The following is a 1758-nucleotide window of genomic DNA, read 5'->3' as shown; positions in this document are numbered from 1 at the left end:
CGATTGTCATCGGCAGCACGGGCCGGATCCACATCCGCTTTTGCTATAATGCCACTTTGTTAGACCCGGAATATGCCAAACGGATCTCAGCTCATTTTCAGCAGGTACTGCTACAGATAGCAGGGAAAGGGGCAGACAAATTAAATGCCCTTGATTTATTAGGTCCATCAGAGAAACACCAGTTGCTGTATGCGTTCAACAATACGGAAGTAGCATATCCGGAAGACAAAACGATCATTGATCTGTTTGAAGAGCAGGTGGCAAAGACACCCGCTAATATAGCAGTAGTATATGAAGAAGAAGCATTGACATACCGGCAGCTCAATGAACGCTCCAATCAGTTAGCATGGCACCTGAGAAGCAAGGGAGTAAAAGAAGAGACACTGGTGCCGGTTTGTATAGAGCGTGGTTTAGCAATGATCATAGGTATCCTGGGTATATTAAAAGCCGGAGGAGCCTATGTGCCCATTGATCCGGAATACCCGCAGGAGAGGATCAAGTATATGTTGCAGGATACTTCAGCGATGCTGGTAGTGAGCAGCAGCAGGAGCAGCAATAGTTTGAAGGAAGCGGAAGGTATCCAAATTATTGAGTTGGAGAAAGAAGCTTCGGATATAACACAACAACCGGTAAGCAACTTAGACAAGGGACCGGAAGCAACCAATCTCGCATATGTAATTTATACATCCGGTTCAACGGGTAAACCCAAGGGCGTAATGATCGAACATCGCAATGTAGTACGCCTGTTTTTCAACCAGTTGCCGCTGTATGATTTTGATGAAAATGATACATGGAGCATGTTCCATTCCTTCTGCTTTGACTTTTCAGTATGGGAGATGTTAGGTGCGTTACTATTCGGCGGCAGGTTGGTGATAGTTCCATCACTCATCAGTAAAGATGCAATACGCTTTGCAGAATTATTGATAAAGGAAAAAGTAACCATACTTAACCAAACGCCCTCAGCATATTATGTATTGCAGGATTACTTGGCGCCTGGGTCAACGGAAGTGGCCCTGAGGTATATCATTTTTGGGGGAGAGGCACTTAACCCCATCAGGTTACAACCTAGCCGGGAACTCAGCCGGAACTGCCGTTTCATCAATATGTATGGCATAACCGAAACCACTGTTCATGTAACTTTTCAGCTTGTTGAGACAGCGCATATCCTGGCAGGCAGCAACAGTATAGGCAGGCCAATACCCACTTTAAGTGTTTATATTTTAGATGAGTTGCTGCAATTGGTTCCCGTTGGCGTGGTAGGTGAAATTTGCGTAGCTGGTGCCGGCCTGGCAAGAGGCTACTTAAACCGCAGGCAGCTCACCGAAGAGAAATTTGTACAAAACCCATATGGCGCGGGAAGGATCTATTTAAGCGGGGATCAGGGGCGTTGGTTGCCCGATGGAACCATCGAGTATAGTGGAAGGAGAGATGACCAGGTCAAGATCAGGGGCTTTCGTATTGAGCCGGGGGAGATTGAAAGTGCGTTGCTGCAAAGTGAACTGGTTAGTCAGTGTGTGGTAATAGCAAATGAAGATATACAGGGCCATAAAAAGCTAACAGGTTATGTTGTAGCAAAAGGAATATTTAACCGGGAATCAATAATGGCCTACCTGCAAAGCCGGTTACCATCCTACATGGTTCCTTCGTTGTTAATAGAGCTGGATAGTTTGCCGCTGACACCGAATGGGAAGGTGGATAAAAAGGCATTGCCTGTAGCAGACGGAACGCTGCAGTTGATCGGTCAGTATGTAGCACCGC

General features: G+C 46.2%; 1 protein-coding gene. It reads left to right on the top strand.

All coding sequences use genetic code 11. From position 1 onward, the window contains the following. Positions 1 to 1758 (top strand): non-ribosomal peptide synthetase (locus tag QTN47_RS27925; protein ID WP_369332761.1); only part of this gene is annotated, 1758 nt, incomplete at both ends.

Origin of the sequence: Danxiaibacter flavus, assembly GCF_041060425.1 — a bacterium.
Taxonomy (GTDB): domain Bacteria; phylum Bacteroidota; class Bacteroidia; order Chitinophagales; family Chitinophagaceae; genus Danxiaibacter; species Danxiaibacter flavus.
The sequence above is the reverse complement of the archived record's forward strand: the minus strand, read 5'-3'. Positions and strand labels throughout refer to the sequence as shown.